Genomic DNA, 23,934 nt, shown 5'->3' with positions numbered 1-23,934 from the left:
TGTCGTTGAACGAGTAATTTACTATCCCACCTCAGCACGCGAGATGTCTCGACAAGCTCGACATGACGTGCTAGATTTAGGCCTCAACTCCTTTTGCTTTCCGCGCCAGACGGTGGAAATACACGTCTTCCAGGGTGGCTTCGGCGGGCTGGAAAATGCCGTTAATGGGCGTTTCGCTGAACACGCGCACGATGGGCTGCCCGGCCACCAGTTTGGAGCTGATGACCTCGTGCTGCTCGCGCAATTGGGCCAGGGCGGCCTTTTCGGTTTTGGTGCGGTACACCTTGCCGCGGATTTCGCCGATGACATCGTTGGGCGAGCCGGTGGCCACCACTTCGCCCTGAGCGATAATGGCCATGTGGGGGCAGAGCTCGGTCACGTCTTCCACGATGTGGGTCGAGAGAATCACCACCACGTTTTCGCCGATTTCGCTGAGCAGGTCGAGGAAGCGGTTGCGCTCTGTGGGGTCGAGGCCGGCGGTGGGCTCGTCGACGATGATGAGCTGCGGGGAGCCGAGCAGGGCCACGGCAATGCCGAAGCGCTGGCGCATGCCGCCGGAGTAGCCGCCCACGGCCTTTTTGCGGGCGTCCCACAGGTTGGTTTGCTGCAGCAGGCTTTCCACCGCGGCCTTGCGCTCGGCCCCGTCGCGGATGCCCTTGAGGCCGGCGAAGTAGTCGAGCAGCACCTCGGCCGACACGCTGGGGTACAGCCCGAATTCCTGGGGCAGGTAGCCCAGCACCCGGCGCACCCGCTCCTTCTCGCGCAGCACGTCGATGTCGCCCAGCTGAATGCTGCCGCTGTCGGGCTCCTGCAGGGTGGCGATGGTGCGCATGAGCGTGCTTTTGCCCGCGCCGTTGGGCCCGAGCAGGCCGAACATGCCGTTGGGGATGGTCAGGCTCACGTCGCGCAGGGCGCGCACGCCGTTGGGGTAGGTTTTGGAAAGGTTCTGTATCCGTAGTTCCATGCGGCTGAGGAAGTTATGATGTCGGGTCAATAACTGCAGTCCGGCAACGCGGCGCAATCACATATCTGGGTGATAGTGACCCACCTCACCCGGCTTCGGTCCCGGTCGCGTAGCTTTGGCGTGTGTTTGATCTAGCTCGCCCGCACATGCGCTTTTTCCTATCGTTTCTCGGCCGGCGCGGCTGGCTCGTGGGCAGCCTCCTCGGCATCCTGGCCGGCCCGGCCCTGGCCCAGCAGCCCGCCCCCACCCCGCGCGACACTTCCTTTACGACCCACAGCGCCTACGTTAAGGCCAAAAAGCAGCACCCCACCATCACCGTGGCCCGGCCGGCCGTGCCGAAAACCATCCGCACGGCCCCGAACCAGACGTACTGCACGCTCCCCGGCGGCCGGGCCCTGCAGCTCGACGTATTTTACCCCAAAGCCAAGCGCCGGCAGCCGTATCCGGCCGTTCTCATCGTGCACGGCGGCGGCTGGCGTTCGGGCGAGCGAAGCCAGCACGTGCCGCTGGCCCAGCAGCTGGCCGCGCGGGGCTACGTGGCCGTCACGGCCGAGTACCGTCTGAGCACCGAGGCGCCCTACCCGGCGGCGGTGCAGGACTTGAAAACGGCCCTGCGCTGGCTGCGCGCCAACGCCCGCACTTACCGCGTGGACACCACCAAGGTCGCCATCTGGGGCTTTTCGGCGGGCGGGCAGCTGGCTACGCTGGTCGGCACCACGGCCGGCGACCCACTCTTCGAGGCGGGCTCCTGCTACCGCAGCCGCAGCAGCGCGGTGCAGGCCATCATTGATGCCGACGGCACGCTGGCTTTCATTCACCCCGAGTCGGGCGAGGGCGACGACCGGAAGGGCCCTTCGGCGGCCACGCTCTGGTTTGGAGCCTCGAAGACGGAAAAGCCCGAGCTGTGGCAGCAGGCCGCCCCGCTCAACCACGTCTCGGCCCAAACGCCGCCTATTCTCTTCATCAACAGCGGGGTGGCGCGCATGCACGCCGGCCGCGACGACATGCGCCGGCAGCTCGACGCGCTGGGTATTTACAGCGAGGTGCAGAGCTTTCCGGAGGCCCCGCACCCGTTTCCGCTGTTCAACCCCTGGTTTGAGCCGACGCTGCTCTACACGGTGAACTTCCTGAACAAAGTGTTCGGCCGGTAGCAGCCGTGTAGCCATGCCATTGTGGCGGACCGGGGTGCTGGCGCGGTTCGTGCCCACGGGTTTTCGCCGCCGCAGCCCGCGTTTTTTCCGCACCTTCGCGCCCTCAGTCGTATAACCGACCGTTTGGCGGCTGCGGCTGCCCGTATTCATCCAACCCCAACCCCATGGAACTGACCTCGCTCAAGCAGCAAATCAGCTACATCATCGGCCGCGACCTGGCCCGTAACTTCGCCCAGCAGGGCCTCGACCTCGACGTGGACGTGCTGGCAGCCAGCCTCAAAGACGCCCTCGGCGGCAAGCCCAGCCAACTTTCGCCCGAGCAAATGCAGCAGGCCATGCAGCAGTTTCAGCAGCTGATGGGCGGCGAAGAAGAAGAGGCCGCCGATGCCGGTGCCGCCGGCGAAAACAAGGCCGCTGGCGAAGCCTTCCTGGCCGAAAACAAAAACAAGCCCGGCGTGAAAACCCTGCCCAGCGGCCTGCAATACGAGGTGCTGCAGGAAGGCACCGGCCCCAAGCCGGGCCCGCGCAGCTCGGTGACGACCCACTACCACGGCACGCTCATCAACGGCAAGGTGTTCGACAGCAGCTACCAGCGCGGCGAGCCGGCTACCTTCGGCGTCAACCAGGTAATTGCCGGCTGGACGGAAGCCCTGCAGCTCATGCCCGAGGGCTCGAAGTGGCGCCTCTACATTCCCTCGAACCTGGCCTACGGCCCCCGCGGCGCCGGCCGCGACATCGGCCCCGACTCGGCCTTGGTCTTCGACGTGGAGCTGCTGAAAGTCAACTAAGCCGGGACCTGAACCGCGTGACAAGTAGCAGGCAAGCGGCCCGAGTGCGGCCCTGACTGAATGACGCGTTGGGCGAAGCGGCACACGGCTTGCCGCGCCCGCCCCGCCACTTCCTGTTACTTGTCACGTATCCCCCGGCCCGCCCTCCATGGAACAACCCGACTTCGCCGGCTACTACCTCCCGCCGCTGCTGCCCCCGCCCGCCCCGCCCGTGCAGAGCGAAGACGGCCGCTGGCACCTCACCGACGACGAGGTGCGCATCGACGGGCGCCACTACAGCCTGCTGGAGCTGGAGCGCGTAGCGGTGCAGCGGGTGCGCTGGCTGCTGTGGATCATGCTGGGGGCCTTCACCCTGGGCGGCTTCACGCTGGCGTTTCTGCAGGATTGGATCCGCACCCTCACCGCCATGCTCGGCATGGCCACGGGCGCGCTGATGCTGGCCTGGGGGCAGCGCGGGGCCGTGCGGGTACGCTTGGCCCGGCTGGGGCAGGAAGCGGCCCACCACGCCCTGGCCGGCGAGCTGGCGCCCTGGCAGAAGCTAGCGGCCGAAACCAACGTGCGCATTCACCGGCGCCACCAGCGCGCCGCCGCCGAAGCCCTGGCCCTGCTAGCCGCTCAGCAGGCGGCCGAAGCCGCCATGCGGGCCGCCCCCGACTCAGACCTGGCCGACGACGCGCCGGCGCCGGACGACGCGTTCTAACGACGTCCTGGCCCTGCGGCGCGGTTCGGCTTGCATCCTTACCTTTGCGCGCCTCATTTTCAGAGGTCCACCTATTCTTCGTTGTCGCGTCCTCATGAGTGACACCAAAACCCTGGCCGACGGCAAAACCACCGCCGCGGCTCACCATTCGCACACCGCCATTTCCACTGCGGGCCTGCTCATTGCCCTCGGCATCATTTACGGCGACATCGGCACCTCGCCGCTGTACGTGATGAAGGCCATCGTGCCCGGCGTCATCACCCAAGATTTGGTATACGGCGGCATTTCGGCCGTGCTCTGGACGCTCACGCTGCAAACCACCATCAAGTATGTGCTGCTGACCCTGAACGCGGACAACAACGGCGAAGGCGGCATTTTCTCGCTCTACGCCCTGGTGCGCCGGCGCGGGGCCTGGCTGTCGGCCGTGGCCATCATCGGCGGCGCGGCCCTGCTGGCCGACGGCGTGATTACGCCGCCCATTTCCGTGTCCTCGGCCATTGAAGGCCTGGAAGCCAAGTACCCGGGCATCCCGACGATGTACATCGTCATTGCCATTCTGTGCGGGCTGTTCCTACTGCAGAGTTTCGGCACCCAAATCGTGGGCAAGGCTTTCGGACCCATTATGTTCCTCTGGTTCACGATGCTGGCGGTGCTCGGCGTGTACGGCATTGCCCAGCACCCGAGCATTCTGCAGGCCGCCAACCCCTACTACGCCTACAACATGCTGGTCAACACGCCCGGCGGGTTCTGGCTGCTGGGGGCCGTGTTCCTGTGCACCACCGGGGCCGAGGCGCTGTACTCCGACCTGGGCCACTGCGGCAAGGGCAACATCCGCATCAGCTGGACCTTCGTGAAGCTGTGCCTGCTGCTGAACTACTTCGGGCAGGGCGCTTGGCTGATGAACCACGTCGGCACCGAGCTGCAGGGCCGTAACCCCTTCTTCGCCCTCATGCCGGAGTGGTTTCTGCTCGTGGGCATCGGCATTGCCACCATTGCGGCCATCATTGCCTCGCAGGCCCTGATTACGGGCTCGTTTACGCTGGTGGCCGAAGCCATCCGCCTGAACATGTGGCCCAAAGTGCGCCTGAACTACCCCACCGACGTGAAGGGCCAGCTCTACGTGCCGAGCATGAACCGCCTGCTGCTGCTGGGCTGCATTGCGGTGGTGCTCTACTTCCAGCGCTCCGAGCACATGGAAGCCGCCTACGGCCTGGCCATTACCATCACCATGCTCATGACCACGCTGCTGCTCTCGATGTGGCTGCGGGCCAAGCGCGCCCCGATGGCCCTGATTGTGCTATTCGTGCTGGTGTACGGCGGCATCGAGGGGTCGTTTCTGGTGGCCAACCTCATCAAATTCCCCCACGGCGGCTGGGTGTCGGTGGCCATTAGCCTGTGCCTGATCGGGGTGATGTACACCTGGCTGCGGGCCTACTTCATCAAGCGCCGCCTGACGGAATTCGTCAAAATCGACCCGTACATGGACGCGCTCAAGGAGCTCAGCAACGACGAAACCGTGCCCAAGTACGCCACCCACCTGGTGTTCATGTCTTCGGCCGAGCGGCAGACGGAAATCGAGTCGAAAATCATCTACTCGATCTTCCAGAAGCGCCCCAAGCGCGCCGACATCTACTGGTTTGTGCACGTGGATACCACCGACGAGCCCTACACCATGGAATACAAGGTGACCGAGCTGGCGCAGAACGACGCCTTCCGGGTCACGTTCCGCCTGGGCTTCCGCGTGGAGCAGCGCATCAACCTTTACTTCCGCAAAGTGGTGGAAGACTTGGTGCGCAACAAGGAAGTGGACATCACCTCGCGCTACGAGTCCTTGAGCAAGCAGCACGTGACCGGCGACTTCCGCTTCGTGGTGCTGGAGAAGTTTCTCTCGGTCGAAAACGAGCTGCCGTTCGTGGAAAACCTGGTTATGCAGGCGTACTTCTACATCAAGCAATTTATTGCTTCCGAGGACAAGTACTTCGGGCTGGACACCTCCTCGGTGAAAATTGAGAAGGTGCCGCTCATCATCACGCCCACCCGCAACGTGTCCTTGAAGCGGGTGTACTAACTCCCGTCTTTACGCTTTTCGGCCGCCGGCCCGCTCCCCTTCCGGGCAGCGGGCCGGCGCTTTTTGGCCCCGGTTACTCGTCGCAGAGCACGATGTGGTAGGTCTCGGCAATCAGCGCCCGGTCGTCCATAATGCGCCGGCCCTTGGCCAGCCGGCCCACTGTCACCACCAGCTGGTCGCCGCCCTGCACTTTCGTGCGCATGGGCAGCTCGTAGCGCCGGGGCACCTGCGCCGCCGACGGCGGGGGCACGCCGGGCGTGTTCAGCCAGGTGCGCACGTCGAATGCGTTGAACGCCGCCACCGACGGAAACTGCCGCACGCCGATGGGCCGATAGCCGCGCACGACGATAAACTCCACCATCAGCGTATCGGGGCGGCCGACGGGCAACGCCAGACTGCGCAACTCCGCCAGCGGCTGGCAGTCCTGAAAAGGCGCCCCGTTGACAGCAATGGCCGGGCGGCTCTGGCCCCGGGCGGCACCAGCCGCAGCCAGCCCGCCGGCCAGCAGCGCAATTCGAAAGAGTGGATTCATGGGCAAAGACAAGCGGCGGGCACGGCGAAAGGCCCGCCGGCGGCGCTACCTCCTACGCACGCCCCGCCCCAATGGCTGGGCTGAGCCCGCCGAACCAGCTCGGGTAAGTACAGCCTCGTGCCGGAGGCGGCTGGCATTCAAGGGGATATTTATTATGCATGTTGTAATACTCGCTGATTTTTCGTGCCTTGGTGGAATGTTCTCATTCTCACCCCAAAGCACCGTTTTATGCCCAAGTTTACCCTGTACCCCGCCGCGGCCTTGCTGCTGTGGCTGGGCGCCTGCCAATCGGCCGACCAGGAGCTAAGCCAGCTGCAGCCCGAGCCGGCACTGGCCGGCGAGGCCCTGACCGCCGCCCAGCTCGACGAGCAGATCTGGACCCGCGTGCGCCAGACCGGCGCCTACGACTGGCGCCAGGCCACCGACCACGTGGTGTGGAGCGCCCTGCAGCGCTCCGACCAGGTACTGAGCGTGGGCTACGCCCCCGCCGGGCGCGGCGGCCAGGACGCGCCCCTGCCCAACAACGCCACTGCCGACCCGGCCTACCAGCAGGCCCGCCAGCAGGTGCTCGAGCTCATCCTCGCTGCGGAGCGCGCCGCCCACCCCGACGTCACGGCCGATAACCTCGTCGTCTTTCCGCAGGCGACGCTGCCGGTGCTGACGGTGCGGGTGCGCGAGCTGGCCACGGTGCAAGCGCTGCGCCGCTCCCCGCTGGTGCGCTACGCCGAACCCATGGGCTACGAGCCCTACCACCCCGACGGCGTGGCCAACCGCACCACCGCCAGCCTGAGCAGCAGCGGCTGCGGCAACAACACCGCCACCGCGGGCCTGGTGGCCGGCTCCGATTACGCGGTGCTGAGCAACGGCAGCAAGTCGTCCTGGAACCAAGCCGACGCCTACCACGGCATTCGTGCGGCCTGGACGCAGAGCACCGGCAGCGGGGTAAAACTGGTCATCATCGACACCGGCTCGTCGGACCAGCAGGAAAATCTCGGCGCGGCCTTCAACCAGGGCCTGAGCGCCGGCCGCAGCGTGGAGCGGCTCGTCACCCTGCCGCGCAACAGCATTTTCGGCATCCCTTACGGCGCGGCCGAAACGCCCAACGACCAGTGCGGGCACGGCACCAGCATGGCCGGCGCAGCCGCCGCGCCCCGCGGCACCGACGGCGCCAGCGTGGGCATTGCCTACAACGCCAACCTGATTACCATCCGCGCCGCCGAGGACGTGTTCATCGACGCCTCCCGCGAGGTGCAGGGCATTGCCGATGCCTACACCTTGGCCGCCAACCGCCCGGACGTGCGCATTATCAGCATGAGCATGGGCCGCGTCACCAGCTCCTCGCAGCTGGCCGACGCCATCCGCTACGCCTACGGGCGCGGCAAGCTCATTTTCTGCGCCGCCGGCACGTCCTTCGACTGGTCGGCCGGCTGGGTGGGCGTCATCTTCCCCGCCAGCATGGCCGAAGCCGTGGCCGTGACGGGCGTCAAGGACAACCTCACCACCCGCTGCGACGAGTGCCACGTAGGCTCCGACGTGGAATTCACGGTGGTGATGCAGCGCAGCAGCAACAACCTGCGCCCCCTCTCCCTGGCCATGAGCGGCGACGCGCCCAGCACCGTGGGCGGCTCCTCGGTCAGCACGGCCTCCATGGCGGCTATGGCGGCCGTGGTCTGGAGCAAGTACCCCACGGAAACCCGGGAGCAAATCAAAGCCCGCCTCGTAGCCGCCAGCTCCAACGCCACCAGCCGCGACCCAAACTTCGGCTACGGCCGCCTGAATCTGGCCCGGGCCGTGGGCGCGTTGGTGCAGTAGAGTCGTGGCGCCATAGACGTAGGTATTGCCCGTTTTAACAAAAACGCCCCACCGGACGATTCCGGCGGGGCGTTTCGGTATCCAGCAGCTTGGCGTTACTGGGCCAGCTGCAGCCACTTGCGGCGCACGGCCAGCTGCTCGGGCGAGGCGTCCGGCGCCATTTCGATGCGGTAGCGGGTGGCCGTGCCGGCCAGCAGCGGCACTGTCAGCTCGCGCGTCTGCCCGTCGCGCAGCACCAGCAGGCGCACCGAGCTGCCTACCGGGCGGGTGGCTAGGCTCTGGCTGATGTCGGTGGGCGGGCGGAGGCCGTCGACGGCCAGGATTTCGTCGCCCGTGTTCAGGCCGCCCTGCCAGGCGCTGCCGTCGCGCAGCACGCTGCTCACCACCGGCTTGCCGCTGGTGGTCGACACGGTGGCGCCGAGCGAAGCGTCCTGCCCGGTGGCCGTGACCAGGCGCAGGCCGGCGTAGCCCAGCGCGCCTTCGTAGTCGAGGCGCTTGGTGCCGTACACCGACTGGCGGAAAAACTCGTCGAAACGGCGGCCGGCCACTTTGGCCACGGCGGCCTGGTATTCCTCATCCGTGAAGCCCCGGCCCAGCTTTTTGTAGTACTGGTCGTAGAGGTAGCGCATCACGTCGTCCAGGCTTTTTTGGCCCTTGGTGGCGTTGATGACCATCAGATCGAGCACCGCCCCGATAACCTCGCCCTTGTCGTAGTAGCTGATGGTCGAGTTGGGCGAGTTTTCGTTGGGTCGGTAGTACTTGATCCACGCGTCCCAGCTCGACTCGGCCGCCGACTGCACCTTGTTGCCGGGCGTGTTTTCGACGCGCGTGATGCCGGTGGCCAGCTGATCCAGGTACTGCTGGGGCTTCTGGAAGCCGGCGCGCTGCACGATGAGGTTGGAGAAGTACTCCGTGCCGCCCTCGCTCAGCCAGAGCATGTGGGTGTAGTTTTCCCGGTCGTAGTCGAAGGGCCCCAGCGCGATGGGGCGGATGCGCTTCACGTTCCAGAGGTGGAAGTACTCGTGCGCCGCCAGCCCGAGGATGCCCTCGTAGCCCACCGGCGTGTTGTAGGCTTGGCGCGAAATTTCCAGCGTGGTCGAAAACAGGTGCTCCAGGCCCCCGCCGCCGCGCTCCAGGTTGTGCACGATGAAGAGGTAACGGTCCAAAGGGTTCTGCCCCACCACCTTCTGCGCCGATTCGCAGATGCGCTTGAAGTCGGCCACCACGCGCTGCTCGTCGTAGGTGGCCTGCCCGTACATGGCAATGCGGTGCGGCGTGCCGTTCACGTCGAAGCTGAGCACCTTGTGGTTGCCGATTTCGATGGGCGAATCGGCCAGCTCGTCGTAGTTCGAGGAGAGGAACGTGAACGAAGGCCCGGCCTGCGTAGCTGGCTTCAGGCTGGTCGATACTTCTTTCCAGCCCTCAAAGGGCCGTACTTCCACCTGCGCGGGCAGCTGCTTTTGCCCGTCGGGGTACATGAACACGCTGGTGCCGTTCAGGTAGCCGTGCGAGGCGTCGACGAAGCTGGTGCGCACGCTCAGCTCGTTGGCGTACACGCGGTAGCGCACTGTAAAATCCTTCTGCCCCGCGTGGGTGATGCGCCAGGTGTTCTTGTTGAGCTTGTCGACGGCCAGCTCCTTGCCGCCGGCCTGGGCCGTGAAGCCCTCCACGTTTTTGGCAAACTCGCGCACCAAGTACGAGCCCGGTGCCCACACCGGCATTTTCACGTCGGTGGTGCGGCCCGAGAAGCCGCTGAGCTGCATTTCAACTTCGAAGTAGTGCGTCTGCGGCGCCGGCATCGACAGCACGTAGCGCAGCGTGGGGGCGGCCAGGGCCGAAGCCGAGCCCAGCAGGGCCAGGGCTGCCGTGGCGCCGAGGTGGCGCCAAGTGGTAGTCAGCATGAATAACGGTGGAGTGAGTGAAAACCGCGTCCGGGCGGCTGTGCCGCCACTGACGGCCGCGCCCGGCGCAGGGCTGCAAGGTAAGCCCGAAAAAGCCCGTTTCCATGCTCGGCGCAACGCCCGCTACGGCCCTTACGTTAGTCCCGCAAGCCCGGCAGCGTTCCACACCGCGCCCGTCTGGCCCGACTTATGCGTACCGTTTGGCTCATGTTTGGAGCCCTGATGACTTTACTGCTGGGCGTCTTGGGTTGGCAGCAGCTGCGCCCCGACGCCCCCGTGCCCGCCAGCGGCGACCTGCCGCCCGTGCGCGCCGTGGTGTACCGCGCCGCCACCGCCCCCCGCCGCCACGCTAGCGCCGACCGCGCCGACCAGCTGGTGAGCTTCGCCCTGCGCCAGCTCGGCAAGGCCTACTGCTACGCCGGCACCACCCCCGAGGGCGGCTTCGACTGCTCCGGCTTCCTCACCTACGTCTACGGGCAGTTCGGCGTCGACGTGCCCCACTCCTCGGCCTTGCAGTACAAAACCGGCACGGCCGTACCCCGCGCCGAAGCCCGCAAGGGTGACCTGATCATCTTCACCGGTACCGCTCAGGACGCCACCACGCCCGGCCACGCCGGCATCGTCATTTCCGAGCCCGGTCAGCCGCTGCGCTTCGTGCACTCCTCCTCCTCGCGCCGCGACCCGGGCGTGAAAATCAGCCAGGTCGACGGCACCGACTACGAGCGGCGCTTCCTCGGCATTCGCCGCGTGCTCTAAATCTGCATTCCGATTCGAAAAGCAACGGCAGCACCGGCAGTCATTGCGAGTAACGCGAAGCAATCCTTCGGCTAGTAGCAGCGCCGACGCAATCCCTACAAGCTTAAAACGCCCCCGCGCGAAACCGAGTCTTAGGTTTCGCGCGGGGGCGTTTGCGTCGGTGCCAGTTGAACCGCTGTGCCACGAAAGCAACGATTGCCGCGCTTCGCTGGCAATGACTACGGGGTGAACCGTGCTCAGCGCAGTCCAAAGGCTTGAAAACAGCGAGGCCCGGCTGCCTTCACAGGTAGCCGGGCCTCTAATCCTGGGGCCATCTTACCAAGCGACCGGCCACCGGGGATACCGGTGCGGCCATCTTAGTTCAGACCTGCCGTAATGCAGGGAAACATACGCTCCCCCGCGACACTTGAGTGTTACGCGCGTTCGGCGGTGAAGCGAACGACATTACTCAGGCTTGGCAGGATGGATTTGGGACTATCAGACATTTTGTACCTCCTTTCTTTTTGGTGACACATAACCACCGGGGGCGCTACCAGCAACTTAGGTCCGCTGGCCGGGGCTGAAGCACTCGCTTCGGTTACTAAAGTTATATGTGGTACGAATGGTTCAAAATAAAAAGCTGGTTTTTTTCGGTCTTTGCGGCGTTTCAGCGGCATAAAACTGATTATCAGCGCTATTATTTTTAGCGCCGTCGGGCTTACTGACGAAGCTACCGGAAGCTTGGTATACTCCTTGCCAATGCGGCCGTACCGGACAATGTTGCGCCGTCGAGCTGCTTTTGTATCTTTTCCCCACCAACCTCACTTCCTACCCTTTTCAGACCATGAAAAAGCTCCTCCTGTGCCTAGTGTTCCTGCTGGGCGCCGTCGGCTTTGCTTCCGCCCAAAACCTCTCGCCCTTGGGTGTGTGGACCAACGGCGAGAAGAAAGCCACGTTTGAGATTTACAAATGCGGCAATAAGCTCTGCGGCAAGATCGTGTCCTTGACGGTGCCCAACGACCCGGCCACGGGCAAGCCCAAAACCGACTCGCAAAACCCCGACCCCAAGCTGCGCAGCCGGCCGCGCCTGGGCCTGGTGTTCATGCAGGACTTCGAGTACGACGAGGCCAATAAGTGGGACGACGGCAAGATCTACGACCCCGAGAGCGGCAAGACCTACTCTTGTTACATGAAGATGCTCAACGCCAACACCATGGAAGTGAAAGGCTACATTGGTTTCTCGCTGATTGGCCGCTCGCAAACCTGGACGCGGGTAAAATAAGCGCCTCGTTTGCCAGTTACTTGGTTCAGCCGCCGGCCCCAAACGGAGCCGGCGGCTGTTCGTTTTCGGGTCGGGCGGTTCTGCGGGGCGTTGCGTAACTTGGGCCTCCTGCCTCAAACGCCTGTCCCGCCGTGCACCTCCTCCGTTTTCTGTTTCTGACCGTGCTGCTGCTGGCCGGCCCCGCGGGGCTGCCGGCCCAAACGACTGCCACCCCGGCCATGCCGCTGGGCGTGTGGAGCGACGAGCACGGCGAAACCCAGGTGGAGTTTTACCGCTGCGGCGAGCAGCTGTGCGGGCGCATCGTGCAGCTGCTGCACCCCACCGACGCCGAGGGCAAGCCCCGCCTCGACGTGCACAACCCCGACCCCAAGCGCCGCACCCAACCCCACGTGGGCCTGACCATTATTCAAGACCTGCGCTTCAACCGCGAGGACAACCGCTGGGACGGCGGCCAGATCTACGATCCGGACAACGGGCGCACCTACTCCTGCTACGTGCGCTCGGTAGCCCCCGATCTGCTCGAAGTCAAAGGCTACATCGGCTTTGCCTTGGTGGGCCGGGCGCAGGTCTGGAAGCGGGTGCGTTGAGGCAGGCCGGGCGCCGCGGGCGAAACTATTTTGGGAAATGCGTGTTTTCCGCTCGATTCGCGCACCTTTCCCACCTTGCTTCATTTTCTTCGCCGCTTGTTTAAGGGCCTGGGGTCCGACGCCTCCTGGCAGCCGCTGCACCGCTCGGCGGCCGAGCTGCGGGCGTACGAGCAGTGGAAGCAGCGCGAGGACTTTCGGCCCTGGCTCGACGCGTATTTTAAAGCCTACCACTACTGCAAGGCCGGCCTGCCGCCCTGCCACGGCGGCCCGCGCGTGCAACGACTCGACAGCTGCGGGCAACACGGCGCCCTGCTGTTCTACGACCCGGCCCTGGGCCCCACCAACTTTCAGCACCTGTTCGACTTGCTGCGCGACCGGATGCTGCCGCTGGGCTACCACCTAGCCGCCTCCGACGTGCGCACCCGGCAGCTGCCGACCTGCACCGAAACCATTGCCAAGCACTTTCTCAAGCCCAGCCCCGCCGACTGCCCCGATACCGGCCGCTGCCAGCAGCGCTTCGGCACCGTCACCATCGACCTGATCAGCCTGAACGGCCGGCCTGGCTTTATCCGCGTGGCCTGCAACCACATCGAGGACCGCATGTTTTGCGAGGCGTATTCCTTCGACCAGCTGATGGATGCGCTGTTTATTCAGCCGCAACCCGCCCCGCACTAGCGCCCCGCTGCCGCCCAACAACACCAAACCCCGGCCGCCTTGCGGTAGCCGGGGTTTGTGCGTATTGCGGACTGGTTGCGCCTATTCCTTGGCGAAGCGCGTCCAGCCGGCGAGGCTGCCATCGGCTTGGCGCAGACGCAAGTGGTAGAGGCCCGGGGCCAGCGTCTGCACGCGCAGCGCGGCGGCCGTGCCGCTCAGGGCCTGCCGCAGCACCACGCGGCCGGCCAGGTCGCTGACTTCGGCCGTGACGGCGCGCTGGGGCAACGCCGGGAGCTGCAGCACGTCGCGGCAAGGATTGGGGTAGACGGGCAGGGCGGCCGCCACTTGCTGCTGGCGGGCCGCCAGCACCAGGGTGTTGTCGCGGGCGGCGCTGCTGTTGTAATCGAGCACCCACTGGTCGGGGTCCACGTCGATGCCAACCACGGTTTGGCCGGCGGGGACGGTAGTGGCGAAATCCGTGGTGGCCTGGCTTTGGGTGACGCGCAGCAGCGTGGATTGGCCGCTGGCGTAGCGCACCCGGTAGGTCACGTCGGTGAGAAAGAACGGCGTAACGGTGGGCATCGACGCGGTTTCATTCACGCGCAGATAAAGATTGGTACCGACCTGGTTCCAGCGCACGGCAAACGAGGGGTAGCCCTGCCCGCTGTACCACTGGTCGAAGAAGTACTGCAGCGAGCGACCGGCCTGCTGCTCAAACACCTGCTGCAGCTGCCGGGTGCGGGCCGACTGGCCGGCGTAGGTGCTTTGGTAGGTGCGCAGGGCGTTGAAGAACTTGGTGTCGTCGTTGAGCAGGTAGCGCAGCATGTGGATGACGGCCGCGCCTTTCTTGTAGGTCAGGCGCGAGCTGAAGATGCGGCCGACGTTGGTGGTATCGGGCACGCGCACCGAGCCGCCGGGCTGAAACTGGTCGTAGGCGTTGGTGGTGAAGTTGTAGTTGTTCTGGGCCTGGGCAAAGGTCAGATCCAGCCACTGCCGGGGCGCCGAGGTGCCGCCAAACTGCACCAGCGAGAGGTATTCGCCGTAGGAGGCGAAGCCCTCGTTCAGCCAGATGTCCTCCCACGAGGCACAGGTCACGTTGTCGCCAAACCACTGGTGAAACAGCTCGTGGGCGGTCAGCGTGAACGAGAAGCCGTCCTGGGTGGTCATGGTCTGGTGTTCCATGCCCCCGCCGATGGGCGCCGTGCAGTGGCCGTACTTCTCCGTGGCGAAGGGATAGAGCCCCACCAGGTTGGAGTAGTTTTCGATGAACCCCGGCGTGCGGTCGATTTCGGTGCGGAAGTCGTTGAGCGCCGTTTGGTTGTAGACGTAGTTGACGATGGGAATGCGCGGGCCGCTGGCGGGGTTGGCGTAGTTCACGTACTCCACGTAGGGCGCCACGGCCACCGAAATCAGGTAGTAGTCGATGGGCTTGCGGGAGTGCCACTCGTAGCGGCTGCGGTTACCGCTGAGCGGCGTCACGCGGCGCAGCACCCCGTTGGAGCCCACCTTGTTGGGGTTGGTGGTCGTCACCCACACGGCCGAGGAGTCGGCTTTGTCGGTGAGCACCTGCTTGACGGGAAACCACTCGTGGGCGCTGAACGGCTCCGACAGGCTCCACGTCACGTTCACCCCGTAATCGGAGTCGGTGTCGAGGGCATTGCCGATGGCCGCGGTGCCGCCGTGCGGGGCCGTGCCGCGGTAATAAATGCGGGCCTCAAAGGTGGCACCGGCGGGCACGGCCTGGGGCAGGGCGGCCGTCACGTCGCTGCCGGCGCGGCGCCAGCCGCTGCTGCGGCGGCGGTCCACCACCACCGAGTCGATGAAGTAGCCCCAGTTGTTGACCGCGTCGCGGTTGAAGAGCTCAAACGCCAGCGAATCCAGCGGCTGGCCCGATACGTTGCGGGCCCGGATCAGGCCCGAGCCGCTGACGGTGCGGGCGTTGTTTTCCAGGTTGAGGTCCAGCTTGTACCACTTCACGTCGTAGCGGTCCATTTTCTGCCGGTGCCGAACCGAGCTGGTGGCCGTGCGGGCGGCGGCCCGCACGTGGGCCTGGGCGCATTTCTCGCCGCCGAGGGCTAGCTCGGCCACGCTCAGGCGCGGGGCTGCCTGCTGGGCCCGGGCCGCGCCGGCGACCAGCAACAGGCCCGCCGTTAATTGGTAAATAACTCGCATGTGATGGATGGGAAAGGGAGCTGCGGATGCCGTTTCGCGTCCCGAATCCCCGGCGCGCGGGCGCGGCCAGGAAAATGCCGTGAGACGGTCTAATCGGGGTAATTCGGTTGTAATTTGCAAGCTACGTCGTCGGCGCCAATCTCCCAGGGGTACGGCCCGCCGACCGGCCGGTTTTCCCCACGATTATGCGCTTACACGGTTACTTTATTCACGTGCTGTCGGTGCTGGCCCTGTGCCTGGGCCTGCTTCGGCCGGCTGCGGCCACCCACATCGTGGGCGGCGAGCTGGACCTGCAGTACCAGAGCGGCAGCGCCTACCGCCTCACGCTCACGCTCTACTTCGACGCCATCAACGGCAGTACCGGCGCCATCGACGCCGACGCCACGGCCGGCATCTTCGAAAAAGGCAGCAACCGCCGCATTCAGGATGTGACCTTGAGCGCCGCCGGCAACAGCTACGTGCCCTACACCAATCCGGTGTGCGCCATCGGGTCGCTGAGCACCCGCAAGCTGCTTTACTCGACGCTCCTGACGCTGCCCGCCACGGTGTACGACAACCCCAACGGGTATTACGTGACCGTGGAGCGCTGCTGCCGCAACGGCGTCATCAACAACATCGTCGCGCCGGGCGACGCCGGGCAGGCGTACTACTTGGAGTTTCCGGCCGTGGTGCAGGGCGGCCAGGCCTTCCGCAACTCCACCCCGCGCATCTTCCCGCCCCTGAGCGACTACGCCTGCCTGGGCGAGCTGTTTTACTTCAATTTCGGCGGGCAGGACGCCGACGGCGACTCGCTGGCCTACGACATGGTCACCCCGCTCAACGGCCACGCCAACGTCATCACCTCCCGCCCGGCCCAAGCGTCGCCGGCGCCCTACACTGAGGTGAGCTGGCAGCCCGGGCTGAGCCGCACCAATCAAATGCCCGGCGCGCCCACCCTGAGCATCGACGCGCGCACGGGTCGGCTGACGGTGCGCCCCACCCGCCTGGGCCTGTTCGTGTTCGGGGTACGCTGCTCGGAATACCGCCGGGGCGTCAAAATCGGCGAGACGCGCCGCGACTTTCAGCTGCTGGTCATTGCCTGCCAGGCCAACCAGACGCCGCAACTGGTGGTGGCCGCCCCCGGCAACGGCGCCGGCACCTACCAGCCGGGCCGCGACACGCTGCGCCTGCTGCCCGGCCCGAACCGCTGCCTGCGCCTGCGCTTCACCGACCCCGACCCCACGTCGCAGCTGCAGGTGGAGCTGCGGGCGGTCAATTTTGCGCAGGCGTTGGTGCCACCGGCCACGCTGACCCAGGGCACGGTGCGCGGCCCGGGCATGCCCGATACCCTCACGTCCACGGTGTGCTTCCCGGACTGCTTCAACTCGCACGGCCGGGTATACCTGCTCGACGTCATCGTGGCGGACAACGGCTGCTCCCTGCCCCGCCGCGACACGGTGCGGGTGGCTTTCACGGCCCAAGGCCCGCCCAACCAGCCCCCGACGGTGGCGCTGGTGTCGCCGCCCACGCAGTTTCCCATCGTGGCCCGCGTGGGCGACTTGGTGGAGGTGGACGTGGAAGGCGTTGATTTGGACCGGGACGACGTGAGCCTGGAGCTGAACGGGCGCGGCTTCACCCCGGCTTCGGTGGGGGCGCAGTTTTCGGTAGTAAGCGCGGTACCGGGCCGCACGGTGGCGCGGCTGCGCTGGCGCGTCGACTGCCGGGCCGTGGCGCGCGGCCTGCACGAGTTTGAGGTGGTGGCCTCGGCCTCGCCCTGCCAGGACCGCCAAACCAGTCCGGTTGCGGTGGTGCCCATCCGGGTGCAATACGCCAACGCGGCGCCGGTACTCACCTCTACCCTGCCGGCGGCGCCTACCGGGCCCGACTCCGTGCTGGTAATCAGGCGCCGGCTCGGCGACACGTTTACGGCCACCTTCACCGGCCGCGACGCCGACCTCGACGGCCTGACCCTGGCGGCCGCCCCCGCCGGGTTTGAGCTGGGCGCGGTGGGCATGAGCTTCAGCAGCAGCGGCGGCCCCGGCACGGCCACGGGCAACTTTCGCTGGACGCCCGGCTGCGAGGCCGCCCAGCGGGAGCCCCTGGAAGTCAGCTTTAGCTTGGTCGACAACACCTGCCAGCCGCTGCCGCAGCACCTGCGCGTGCGCTTTGAGGTGGAACGGCCGGGGACGCCGGAGTTTCTGCCGGCTAACATCATCACGCCCAACAACGACACGCGCAACGACTACTTCGCCCTGCCCACCTTGCCCCCCGATTTCTGCGAGCAGCGCTTTGCCTCCATCATCATCTTTTCGCGCTGGGGCAACAAGGTGTACGAGTCCCCTGACCGCAACTTCCGCTGGGACGGCCGCGGCGTGGCCGAGGGCGTGTACTACTATCAGGTGGAGTACACCGACGGCCGCCGCTTCAAAGGCACCGTGACCGTGATGCCGTAAGCGGCGGCGCTGCGGCCGCGGTGCGAAAAGTCAGCTGCTTTACCAGAAAACCAAGCGGGCCCGGCAATACTGCCGGGCCCGCTTGGTGTTAGCCGTAGCGCGAACTGCCGCCGCGCCGTCAGAACAAGAACAGGAAGATGGTGAACAGGGCCACCCACAGCGCGTCGACGAAGTGCCAGAAGATGCCCAGCAGGCGCAGGCGCACCCGCCAGTACGGATTGCGAATAAACACCAGGGTGCGGATTCCGTCGCGGGAGGCGCGCATGGCGTGGCCCAGCAGCACGCCCAGGAAGATCATGCCGCCGAAAAGGTGCAGCACGTGCAGGGCCGAAATCAGGTAGACGTAGGTACCGGAAGGCTCGCGGGTAAAGAAAATGCCCTGGTTTTGCAGCTCGCGCCAGCCCAGAATCTGCAAGCCGGCGAAAATGGAGCCGAGCAGCAGCGTGGCGCCCAGGCAGCGCACCAGCGCCGGCACGTCGTCGGTGCGGTAGAGGCGCGGGGCCTGGGCCAGCACGTAGCTGCTGATCAGCAGCACCACGGTGCTCAGCGAAAACCAGCGCGGAAACGGGTGCGGGCTGCCCACGTCGCCCTCGCGGGTGCGGGTGTAGAGGTAGAGCACCACCAGGGCGGCAAACATCATCGTGACGCCGGCCAGGGTGAGGTAGAGCACCAGCTCGAGTAGCGGCAACCTCGCCTGGCGGGCGGAGGTGGGGGTGGGGCGGCCGGCGCCAACTTTGTCCTTGCGTTCCTTGTCCGAATTCATGGCCGACGGTGGAGAAGCCACCAAGCCAAACAACCGCGCGCAACCCCAAATGGTTGGCCGGCAAAGCGGGTGGCGCTTCCCCCAAGGTACGCAAAAAAGGGCGCGGGTAGCCAGGGTTACCCGCGCTTTTTACGGCCGAAAATTTTAGCCCCGGAAAAACGAACCAATCTTGCCCAGCACGGCGTTGAGCGTGATTTTTGGCCCGCGCCCGGCCCCGAAGGTCACCCAGGTTTTGCCGGCCACGCGCAGGTCGAGCACCAGCCCGAGGCGGCGCATCAAATCGTTGAGCTGCTGCAGCGGGTCGGGGCCCTTGGGGCCTTTGGGCTTGGCGGGGTCCTTGGGCTTGCCGGCGCCGGTCAGCTCGTCGAGCACCTGGGCGCTGGGCAAATTCAGAATGATGTAGGTGCCGGAGGCCGCCAGCTGAATGTCGTGGCCGTTCCAGCTGATGACGAGGCGGGCCTCCAGTTCGAGGCCGCTAGCCACCGATGCCGGGGTTCGGGTTGGCGGCGGGCGGCAGCTGACCGGCGGGCTTGTTGTCGCCCTTGGTGCGGATGCGCAGGGAGCCGTTCAGTCGCCAGGTGGTGGGGGCGCCGGCGGGGTTTTGGGGATTGGGCATCTGCAATTCCATCTGCTCGAAGGTGCAGGCCAGCTCCACGCCGCCCGAGAGTTTGGAGAGCAGCGAGGCGGCCATGTCGGCCCAGTTGGCGGAAGATTGGGTGGAATCAGCCATAGCAAGTAGCGGCGAAAACGGGGCTGCAACGACGCAACCCGGGCGCAAGAAAGCACCGCGGCCGCATACCGCCATACGCAAGCCGGCCGCGGGTGGTGCATACCCCAAGCCTGGCTTTTGCGTATGCAGGCGCGGCAGCCCCGCTGCCCGTCCGTTGCCGACCTCCTCTCCTGCTATGCCGCACCACCCGCTCCGCTTCCCTGCTTTCCTTGCCCTGCTGGCCCTCGCGGCCGGCTGCGCCCGCTCGTCCGACGCTCCGCAGGCCCTCACCACGGCGGCCCCCGCCGGCACCCCGCCCGTCGACACGTCCGCGGCCATGGCCCGGCCCGCCCCCACCGGCGCGGCCCCCAGCTGCGAGCATCCCTTCGGCCTCAGCGACGGCACCGAGCTGACGTACCAGCTGCTTAACGAAAAGAACAAGCCCGAAGGCCTGCAGATTCTGAAAGTGGCCCGCATCACGCCCCACGAGGCCGCCAAGAAGGCCCCGGCCTACACCGAAGTGCTGCTGAAAAGCTCCCTTTACGACGCCAGCAACCGCCTGCAGCGCAACGACGAATACGTCTACCTCTGCCGCCGCGACACGGTGCTCACCGACGGCCGCCTGCTGCTCGACCCCGCCATGCTCCGCTCCTTCCGCGACCGGCGCTTCGCCTACGAGCCGGTGCACTTGGCGTGGCCCAACCAGCCCACGGCCGGCGCCCTGCCGGGCGGCAAGCTCACGGTGCAGGTCAGCTCGCCCAGCGTCGACATTGCGCAGGTCATCACCGACGTGTCGGAACGCCGGCTCAGCGGGCCCGAAAGCATCACCACGCCCGCCGGCACGTTTCAGTGCTATAAGGTGGAGTCGCGCTACGAGTACGTGACGCAGGCCCGCGCCGACATAGCCCGCCGCTCGGTCAAGCGCGTGGTCGATTACTACGCGCCCGGGGTGGGCATGGTGCGCTCCGAAATGCACGACGCCGACAAGGAGCCCGACCACACCGCCGTGCTCATCAAACGCACCGCCGGCGCTGCGCGCTAACTGCCGCTGAATGCGTAAGTTTGGTGCGGTTTGTCCCACCCCACACTTCGCATGAAACGAACGTTACTCGCCCTGACGGCCGCCGCGGCCTTCTTCACTGCCTGCCAGCAGCAAACGTCCGACACCGCCGCTGAGAAAGCACCGGCCACCGAATCCAAGGCCGAAGCCGACGCGGAAGCCCATTCGGCCGGACCGGCAGCCACCACTACCGCCGCCGGCAAGGTGTACGGCGCCGCCGTCACCGAAGAAGGCGCCCATCCCATGACGGCTCTCCCCACGCTGCTCGGCACCCAGGATTCGGCCAAGGTGAAGCTCATCGGCGAGGCCAGCGACGTGTGCCAGGCCAAGGGCTGCTGGATGACGCTGGCCACGGCCGACGGCAAGCAAATGCGCGTACGCTTCAAGGACTACGCCTTCTTCGTGCCCAAAGACACCAAGGGCAAAACCGTGGTCATCGACGGCTGGGTGCACCGCGAGGAAGTATCGGTGGCCGACCAGCAGCACTACGCCAAGGACGCCGGCAAATCCGACAAGGAAGTGGCCGCCATCACCAAGCCCGTGCAGCAGGTCAACTTCCTGGCCGACGGCGTGCTGATCAAAAACTAGCCCCTGGCTTTAGACGAATTGTTCGGGCGTCCCGGATTCTGGGGCCAACCCGAACCGGCGTGGCGCCGCGCCTCGTGGCCGCCCCACCACTGCTTTTACCACACCCGGTTTGTGTGCGGCGCGGCCCTTAACCGTGTATCAGGGGCACCCGGCACGGCAACCGACTGGCTTTCAGGCCGGCGGGTCGGCCTCCGCGAAAAGACGGCGCGCTAGTATTTTTAGCCACGCGGTTCGGGGTAATTTTACCGCGCCGCTTCCGCTTTTCCCCTCCTCTGCTCTATGGACCTCTTCGCCTCCCAGGACGTTCAGGATAAAATCCGCCACCTCACCGCGCGCCTGCACCACCTCAACTACCAGTACTACCAGAACGACGTGTCGGAGGTGTCGGACCAGGAGTTCGACCACATGCTGCGCGAGCTGCAGCAGCTGGAAAAGCAGTACCCCGAGTACGCCCAGCCCAACTCGCCCACCCAGCGCGTGGGCGGCACCATCACCAAGCAGTTCCCGACGCAGGAGCACCGCTTTCCGATGCTCAGCCTGGCCAACACCTACTCCGAAGCCGACTTGCGCGAGTTCGACGAGCGGGTGCAGCGCGGCCTCGAAGGCGCCGAGTACGCGTACGTCTGCGAGCTGAAGTTCGACGGCGTGGCCATGTCGCTGCGCTACGAAAACGGCCAGCTCAGCCAGGGCGTCACCCGGGGCGACGGCACCCGCGGCGACGTGGTGACCAGCAACGTGCGCACCATCAAAACCCTGCCGCTGGCCCTGCACGCGCCGGCCGGCGGGGCGCCCGTTCCGGCCGACTTTGAAGTGCGCGGCGAGATATTCATGCCCCTCGGGGTGTTCAACGACCTCAACGCCGAGCGGGAGCAAAACGGCGAGGCCCTGCTGGCCAACCCGCGCAACGCCGCTTCCGGCACCCTCAAGCTGCAGGACTCGGCCCAGGTGGCCGCCCGCCGCCTGCGCTTCTACGCCTACAGCTTCCTGAGCACCGGACGGCACTTCCCCACCCACAGCGCCGCCCTGGAAGCGCTGAAAAGCTGGGGCCTGCCTGTGTCGGACACCTGGCGCAAGGCCGCGTCGATTGAGGGCGTGCTGGAATTCATCCACCACTGGGAAAAGCGCCGCTTCGAGCTGCCGGTGGCCACCGACGGCATTGTCATCAAAGTCGACGACCTGCGCCAGCAGGAGCTGCTGGGCTACACGGCCAAGAGCCCGCGCTGGGCCATTGCTTACAAGTACCCCGCCGAAGCCGGCCGCACCCGCCTCAACGACATTATCTACCAGGTGGGCCGCACCGGGGCCGTCACGCCCGTGGCCCTGCTCGACCCGGTGCCGCTGGCCGGCACCGTCGTCAAGCGCGCCTCCGTGCACAACGCCAACCAGATTGCCGCCCTCGACCTGCGCTTGGGCGACATGGTGTTCGTGGAAAAAGGCGGTGAAATCATTCCCAAAATCACTGGCGTGGACCGCTCGGCCCGCCCGGCCGACGCGGTGCCCATCGTGTACCCCACGGCCTGCCCGGCCTGCGGCACGCCGCTGGTGCGCCCCGAGGGCGAGGCCCACTTCCGCTGCCCCAACGAGCGGGGCTGCGCGCCCCAGCTCAAAAGCAAGCTGGAGCACTACGTCTCGCGCAAGGCCTTGAACATCGACGGCCTCGGCGCCGAAACCGTGGGCCGCTTCTTCGACCTGGGCCTGGTGCGCGACGCGGCCGACCTCTACGACCTGCCCCAGCGCCGCGAGGAGCTGGTGAACCTGGAGCGCCTGGGCGAAAAATCGGTGCAGCGCATGTTTCTGGGTCTGGAGCAGAGCAAGGAAGTGCCTTTCGACCGGGTGCTCTTCGGCCTGGGCATCCGTTATGTGGGCGAAACCGTGGCCGAAAAGCTGGCCGCCCACTACCGCAGTATCGACCCGATTCTGAGTGCGTCGGTAGACGAGCTGGCCGCCGTGCCCGAAGTGGGCGGCGTCATTGCCGAAAGCGTGGCCCTGTGGGCTCAGGACGAAGCCAACCGCCAGTTGGTGGAGCGCCTCAGGGCCGCCGGCGTGCAGCTGCAGCTCACGGGTGAGGCCCCGCAGCCGCTCAGCGACCGGCTCAACGGGCTCACGTTCGTCTTGTCGGGCGTATTTGAGCAGCACAGCCGCGAGGAGCTGGAGCAGGTCATTGTGCGCAACGGCGGCAAGGTGACGGGCTCCATCAGCAAAAAGCTCAGCTACCTGGTGGCCGGCGACAAAATGGGCCCGGCCAAGCGCGAAAAGGCCACCACGCTCAAGGTGCCCATCATCGGCGAAACCGAGCTGCTGGCCATGGTCTCCGACGGCGGGCTGTAGGAAAATTTAATCTCAGGCGGCACGTTATCGGGCGGACGCGTTGTTACCTTGGCAGCGCGTCCGCCTTTTTTCATTCTCGCTATGAAACAGCTTCTACCCTTCTTCTTTGCCCTGATGCTGGCCCTGACGGCTGCGGCCGCCCAGGCGCAAACCGCCCCCACCGTGACGCCCGCTCAGGCTCAGCAGCAGCTGGCCAAGCCCGGTGTGATTTTGCTCGACGTGCGCACGCCCGCCGAGTTTGCCGCCGGCCACCTGCGCGGCGCCCGCAACGTGAACTTCCTCTCCACCGACTTTGCCGACCAAGTGGCCAAGCTCGACCCGAACGCGAGCTACGTGCTTTACTGCAAATCGGGCAACCGCGCCACCCAGGCTGGCACCCTCATGCTGCAGAACGGCTTCAAGACCGTGGTCAACGCGGGCGGATTCGAGGCGCTGAAAGCCGCCGGCCTGGCGGTGGAGTAAGAGCTTCCGCAACGAATGCATTGCCCTCACTGCGAGGAAGCAAGATGGTGGCATCCCGTTGTCATGGCGAGCGAAGCGCGGCAAGCCGTCTTCCAGTAACACCGCCGACGCAATGCCTACTTCCCGAAAACAGCAGCGCCCGAGACTGTAGCATCAGTCTCGGGCGCTGCTGTTTCTTAGTAAGGGCTTTTCTCACCGGCTTGCCGCGAGCGGACGGCTTGCGCGCTTCGCTCGCCATGACCACGG

The 23,934-nt window shown here is 66.0% G+C and carries 21 protein-coding genes; 14 read left to right on the top strand and 7 right to left on the bottom strand.

Annotated features, from left to right (window positions below; translation table 11 throughout):
- Nucleotides 1-76 precede the first annotated feature (76 nt).
- Nucleotides 77-964 (bottom strand): ABC transporter ATP-binding protein, encoded by an 888-nt coding sequence (locus LJ737_RS07380; protein WP_227764228.1) that lies wholly within the window; start codon nucleotides 962-964, stop codon nucleotides 77-79.
- Nucleotides 965-1,110: 146 nt separating this feature from the next.
- On the opposite strand from LJ737_RS07380, the gene LJ737_RS07375 reads away from it, so the two are divergent.
- From LJ737_RS07375 to LJ737_RS07360, 4 genes are all read left to right on the top strand, one after another.
- A complete protein-coding gene (locus LJ737_RS07375; protein ID WP_227764226.1) occupies nucleotides 1,111-2,115 on the top strand; it encodes an alpha/beta hydrolase in 1,005 nt (334 codons plus the stop codon).
- 164 nt (nucleotides 2,116-2,279) lie between these two features.
- Nucleotides 2,280-2,903 (top strand): BamJ family beta-barrel-assembly machinery protein, encoded by a 624-nt coding sequence (gene bamJ / locus LJ737_RS07370; RefSeq protein ID WP_227764223.1) that lies wholly within the window; start codon nucleotides 2,280-2,282, stop codon nucleotides 2,901-2,903.
- Between the two features lie 148 nt (nucleotides 2,904-3,051).
- The gene (locus LJ737_RS07365) at nucleotides 3,052-3,603 is read left to right on the top strand and encodes a hypothetical protein (protein ID WP_227764221.1); all 552 of its coding nucleotides are present in this window, start codon (nucleotides 3,052-3,054) and stop codon (nucleotides 3,601-3,603) included.
- A gap of 94 nt (nucleotides 3,604-3,697) precedes the next feature.
- Nucleotides 3,698-5,671 (top strand): KUP/HAK/KT family potassium transporter, encoded by a 1,974-nt coding sequence (locus LJ737_RS07360; protein ID WP_227764220.1) that lies wholly within the window; start codon nucleotides 3,698-3,700, stop codon nucleotides 5,669-5,671.
- Nucleotides 5,672-5,744: 73 nt separating this feature from the next.
- Here the strand turns inward: LJ737_RS07360 and LJ737_RS07355 are convergent, their stop codons facing one another.
- Complete coding sequence (locus LJ737_RS07355; RefSeq protein WP_227764218.1) at nucleotides 5,745-6,203, bottom strand: hypothetical protein; 459 nt, start codon at nucleotides 6,201-6,203, stop codon at nucleotides 5,745-5,747.
- A 228-nt stretch (nucleotides 6,204-6,431) separates the two neighbouring features.
- On the opposite strand from LJ737_RS07355, the gene LJ737_RS07350 reads away from it, so the two are divergent.
- Nucleotides 6,432-8,015 carry a S8 family peptidase gene (locus LJ737_RS07350; protein WP_227764216.1) on the top strand — a complete coding sequence of 528 codons (1,584 nt, stop codon included), beginning with the start codon at nucleotides 6,432-6,434 and terminating at the stop codon, nucleotides 8,013-8,015.
- Nucleotides 8,016-8,110: 95 nt separating this feature from the next.
- On the opposite strand, the gene LJ737_RS07345 is transcribed toward LJ737_RS07350, so the two are convergent.
- A complete protein-coding gene (locus tag LJ737_RS07345; protein ID WP_227764214.1) occupies nucleotides 8,111-9,916 on the bottom strand; it encodes a M61 family metallopeptidase in 1,806 nt (601 codons plus the stop codon).
- A gap of 189 nt (nucleotides 9,917-10,105) precedes the next feature.
- Between LJ737_RS07345 and LJ737_RS07340 the strand changes: the two genes are divergently transcribed.
- From LJ737_RS07340 to LJ737_RS07325, 4 genes are all read left to right on the top strand, one after another.
- Nucleotides 10,106-10,672, top strand: a complete 567-nt coding sequence (locus tag LJ737_RS07340; protein ID WP_227764213.1) for a C40 family peptidase — start codon at nucleotides 10,106-10,108, stop codon at nucleotides 10,670-10,672.
- Nucleotides 10,673-11,495: 823 nt separating this feature from the next.
- Nucleotides 11,496-11,933: a DUF2147 domain-containing protein gene (locus LJ737_RS07335; RefSeq protein WP_227764211.1), complete on the top strand. Its 438-nt coding sequence runs from the start codon at nucleotides 11,496-11,498 to the stop codon at nucleotides 11,931-11,933.
- A gap of 131 nt (nucleotides 11,934-12,064) precedes the next feature.
- Nucleotides 12,065-12,520 carry a DUF2147 domain-containing protein gene (locus tag LJ737_RS07330; RefSeq protein WP_227764209.1) on the top strand — a complete coding sequence of 152 codons (456 nt, stop codon included), beginning with the start codon at nucleotides 12,065-12,067 and terminating at the stop codon, nucleotides 12,518-12,520.
- Between the two features lie 75 nt (nucleotides 12,521-12,595).
- Nucleotides 12,596-13,195, top strand: a complete 600-nt coding sequence (locus LJ737_RS07325) for a hypothetical protein (RefSeq protein ID WP_227764205.1) — start codon at nucleotides 12,596-12,598, stop codon at nucleotides 13,193-13,195.
- An 81-nt stretch (nucleotides 13,196-13,276) separates the two neighbouring features.
- Here LJ737_RS07325 and LJ737_RS07320 read toward each other — a convergent pair whose 3' ends face one another.
- On the bottom strand, nucleotides 13,277-15,346 hold the full coding sequence (locus LJ737_RS07320; protein WP_227764202.1) for a M1 family aminopeptidase: 2,070 nt from the start codon (nucleotides 15,344-15,346) through the stop codon (nucleotides 13,277-13,279).
- A 185-nt stretch (nucleotides 15,347-15,531) separates the two neighbouring features.
- Here LJ737_RS07320 and LJ737_RS07315 point away from each other — a divergent pair, with 185 nt between their 5' ends.
- Nucleotides 15,532-17,778, top strand: a complete 2,247-nt coding sequence (locus tag LJ737_RS07315; RefSeq protein ID WP_227764200.1) for a T9SS type B sorting domain-containing protein — start codon at nucleotides 15,532-15,534, stop codon at nucleotides 17,776-17,778.
- A gap of 118 nt (nucleotides 17,779-17,896) precedes the next feature.
- On the opposite strand, the gene LJ737_RS07310 is transcribed toward LJ737_RS07315, so the two are convergent.
- The 3 genes from LJ737_RS07310 to LJ737_RS07300 all read right to left on the bottom strand — a co-directional run bounded on the left by LJ737_RS07310 (nucleotide 17,897) and on the right by LJ737_RS07300 (nucleotide 19,271).
- Nucleotides 17,897-18,541, bottom strand: coding sequence for a cytochrome c oxidase subunit 3 (locus tag LJ737_RS07310; RefSeq protein ID WP_227764199.1), 645 nt, complete (start codon nucleotides 18,539-18,541; stop codon nucleotides 17,897-17,899).
- A 144-nt stretch (nucleotides 18,542-18,685) separates the two neighbouring features.
- A complete protein-coding gene (locus LJ737_RS07305) occupies nucleotides 18,686-19,024 on the bottom strand; it encodes a hypothetical protein (RefSeq protein ID WP_227764196.1) in 339 nt (112 codons plus the stop codon).
- A complete protein-coding gene (locus LJ737_RS07300) occupies nucleotides 19,017-19,271 on the bottom strand; it encodes a hypothetical protein (RefSeq protein ID WP_227764195.1) in 255 nt (84 codons plus the stop codon). The genes LJ737_RS07305 and LJ737_RS07300 overlap by 8 nt, the downstream gene beginning before the upstream one ends.
- A 175-nt stretch (nucleotides 19,272-19,446) precedes the next feature.
- Here LJ737_RS07300 and LJ737_RS07295 point away from each other — a divergent pair, with 175 nt between their 5' ends.
- The 4 genes from LJ737_RS07295 (at nucleotide 19,447) to LJ737_RS07280 (ending at nucleotide 23,688) form a co-directional block, all read left to right on the top strand.
- A complete protein-coding gene (locus LJ737_RS07295) occupies nucleotides 19,447-20,292 on the top strand; it encodes a TapB family protein (RefSeq protein ID WP_227764192.1) in 846 nt (281 codons plus the stop codon).
- 51 nt (nucleotides 20,293-20,343) lie between these two features.
- Nucleotides 20,344-20,898: a DUF4920 domain-containing protein gene (locus tag LJ737_RS07290; protein WP_227764190.1), complete on the top strand. Its 555-nt coding sequence runs from the start codon at nucleotides 20,344-20,346 to the stop codon at nucleotides 20,896-20,898.
- Nucleotides 20,899-21,177: 279 nt separating this feature from the next.
- Nucleotides 21,178-23,226 carry an NAD-dependent DNA ligase LigA gene (gene ligA, locus LJ737_RS07285; protein ID WP_227764188.1) on the top strand — a complete coding sequence of 683 codons (2,049 nt, stop codon included), beginning with the start codon at nucleotides 21,178-21,180 and terminating at the stop codon, nucleotides 23,224-23,226.
- Nucleotides 23,227-23,307: 81 nt separating this feature from the next.
- Entirely contained in the window at nucleotides 23,308-23,688 is a 381-nt protein-coding gene (locus tag LJ737_RS07280; RefSeq protein WP_227764186.1) for a rhodanese-like domain-containing protein, read from the top strand.
- The last annotated feature ends 246 nt before the right edge of the window (nucleotides 23,689-23,934 follow it).

This window comes from Hymenobacter sp. 15J16-1T3B (assembly GCF_020711235.1).
GTDB lineage: Bacteria > Bacteroidota > Bacteroidia > Cytophagales > Hymenobacteraceae > Solirubrum.
The sequence above is the reverse complement of the archived record's forward strand: the minus strand, read 5'-3'. Positions and strand labels throughout refer to the sequence as shown.

Excerpts from the sequence above, each read along its gene's own strand:
- LJ737_RS07380 (WP_227764228.1), bottom strand. The coding sequence starts at position 964 with ATGGAACTACGGATACAGAACCTTTCCAAAACCTACCCCAACGGCGTG.
- LJ737_RS07375 (WP_227764226.1), top strand. The coding sequence starts at position 1,111 with ATGCGCTTTTTCCTATCGTTTCTCGGCCGGCGCGGCTGGCTCGTGGGC.
- bamJ (WP_227764223.1), top strand. The coding sequence starts at position 2,280 with ATGGAACTGACCTCGCTCAAGCAGCAAATCAGCTACATCATCGGCCGC.
- LJ737_RS07365 (WP_227764221.1), top strand. The coding sequence starts at position 3,052 with ATGGAACAACCCGACTTCGCCGGCTACTACCTCCCGCCGCTGCTGCCC.
- LJ737_RS07360 (WP_227764220.1), top strand. The coding sequence starts at position 3,698 with ATGAGTGACACCAAAACCCTGGCCGACGGCAAAACCACCGCCGCGGCT.
- LJ737_RS07355 (WP_227764218.1), bottom strand. The coding sequence starts at position 6,203 with ATGAATCCACTCTTTCGAATTGCGCTGCTGGCCGGCGGGCTGGCTGCG.
- LJ737_RS07350 (WP_227764216.1), top strand. The coding sequence starts at position 6,432 with ATGCCCAAGTTTACCCTGTACCCCGCCGCGGCCTTGCTGCTGTGGCTG.
- LJ737_RS07345 (WP_227764214.1), bottom strand. The coding sequence starts at position 9,916 with ATGCTGACTACCACTTGGCGCCACCTCGGCGCCACGGCAGCCCTGGCC.
- LJ737_RS07340 (WP_227764213.1), top strand. The coding sequence starts at position 10,106 with ATGCGTACCGTTTGGCTCATGTTTGGAGCCCTGATGACTTTACTGCTG.
- LJ737_RS07335 (WP_227764211.1), top strand. The coding sequence starts at position 11,496 with ATGAAAAAGCTCCTCCTGTGCCTAGTGTTCCTGCTGGGCGCCGTCGGC.
- LJ737_RS07320 (WP_227764202.1), bottom strand. The coding sequence starts at position 15,346 with ATGCGAGTTATTTACCAATTAACGGCGGGCCTGTTGCTGGTCGCCGGC.
- LJ737_RS07315 (WP_227764200.1), top strand. The coding sequence starts at position 15,532 with ATGCGCTTACACGGTTACTTTATTCACGTGCTGTCGGTGCTGGCCCTG.
- LJ737_RS07310 (WP_227764199.1), bottom strand. The coding sequence starts at position 18,541 with ATGAATTCGGACAAGGAACGCAAGGACAAAGTTGGCGCCGGCCGCCCC.
- LJ737_RS07300 (WP_227764195.1), bottom strand. The coding sequence starts at position 19,271 with ATGGCTGATTCCACCCAATCTTCCGCCAACTGGGCCGACATGGCCGCC.
- LJ737_RS07295 (WP_227764192.1), top strand. The coding sequence starts at position 19,447 with ATGCCGCACCACCCGCTCCGCTTCCCTGCTTTCCTTGCCCTGCTGGCC.
- LJ737_RS07290 (WP_227764190.1), top strand. The coding sequence starts at position 20,344 with ATGAAACGAACGTTACTCGCCCTGACGGCCGCCGCGGCCTTCTTCACT.
- ligA (WP_227764188.1), top strand. The coding sequence starts at position 21,178 with ATGGACCTCTTCGCCTCCCAGGACGTTCAGGATAAAATCCGCCACCTC.
- LJ737_RS07280 (WP_227764186.1), top strand. The coding sequence starts at position 23,308 with ATGAAACAGCTTCTACCCTTCTTCTTTGCCCTGATGCTGGCCCTGACG.